The 1,220-nt window shown below is 57.6% G+C and carries 1 protein-coding gene; it reads right to left on the bottom strand.

What is annotated here, in order from left to right:
• Positions 1 to 39: 39 nt before the first annotated feature.
• The gene (locus HP566_RS00060; RefSeq protein ID WP_249975214.1) at positions 40 to 1,017 is read right to left on the bottom strand and encodes an IS110 family transposase; all 978 of its coding nucleotides are present in this window, start codon (positions 1,015 to 1,017) and stop codon (positions 40 to 42) included.
• Positions 1,018 to 1,220: the final 203 nt, after the last annotated feature.

Genomic DNA, 1,220 nt, shown 5'->3' on the forward strand with positions numbered 1-1,220 from the left:
CCTAGATACCATCTCTCCTAACCAGTCACAAACAACCCATTAGGTGGTTTGCGACCGATATTCGGTTTGGGTCTTGAGGATGCCATAGGCGATGTGGATTAGCTTCCGCATCGCCGCCCCCAAGGCCGCCATTGTGCTCTTGCCGTTTCCTGTCAGCCGCCGGTAGAGCGCCGAGATATCTGGGTTTCGCCTCAGCCCTACGACGGCCGCCATGTACAGGCTCTGGCGCAGCTTCGGGTTGCCAGCTTTCGAAAGACGGGGCCGCATGCGCACGGAACTACCCGACTCCCAACTAACGGGCACAAGTCCCGCAAAAGCAGCAGCCTGCCGAGCGCTCTGGAACGCGCGGCTACGTAGCATCGCCAACAACCTGAGTGACACGGCGGGACCAACCCCCGGGATCGTTTGCAACAAGACCCGGTCCCGCTTTAAGCCAGGGTGCTGATCGAGATGATCATCGATCTGTTGCTGGAGGCGATCCCGCTCGCGCGTCAATGCCAGCAGGATGTCATCAATCGAGCGGAGAATATCGGTTGCCATGATGAACTCGGCTTTTTCCCGCCGGTTTCGCTCACGGTAAATGTCTTTGTCCATTGCATCGAGTCGCGCCGCCAGCGCCTTGAGCTTGCGCACTTCCTCAGGCTCTGGCTGCCAGCATTCAGGCTGTTGAGTTGCGCCATACCGTGCCAACACCACGCTGTCCTTCTTGTCCGTTTTGCCGCGTACCCCCAGGCTACGAGAGAAGTCACGTACCTGCGCAGGATTGAGGACATAGACCTGGACGCCAGCGGCATGCAACCAATGCGCGAGCGTTTCGTGATAGATACCAGTAGCTTCCATCAGGATGTGAAGCCGTTCACGCGGTTCGCCGGTCTGGTGCTCAAGCCATTCCAGCAAGCGGGGAAAACCCTGCCTGTGGTTAGTAAATACCCGTGTCTTAACCTTGCCGGTTGATACATCGCGCAGCCAGGCACAATCGAGCTTCTTCTTGCTGACGTCGATACCAATTACTGCCATGATCTCGTCGCCTTCCCTTGTTCGTGCAGCCTCACTCCGGTTCGGGAGGGGCTTGGATACCATTCAAGCTATCGAGATAGAGGGCATCAGGGGGCATAATCTAGGTTCCAGGCTGTGACGCCTCAGGCTTTGTGGATGCTCACCCTGATGCCAGGGCCTGCTGGTAGCTAATCAACAAGCCCGGAGAGACACAAGGCTTTGTC

Origin of the sequence: Vreelandella olivaria (genome assembly GCF_023507745.1) — a bacterium.
In the GTDB taxonomy this organism is placed as follows: domain Bacteria; phylum Pseudomonadota; class Gammaproteobacteria; order Pseudomonadales; family Halomonadaceae; genus Vreelandella; species Vreelandella olivaria_A.

Bases quoted from the DNA above. Each gene is read 5' to 3' on its own strand.
- HP566_RS00060 (WP_249975214.1), bottom strand. From the start codon at position 1,017: ATGGCAGTAATTGGTATCGACGTCAGCAAGAAGAAGCTCGATTGTGCC.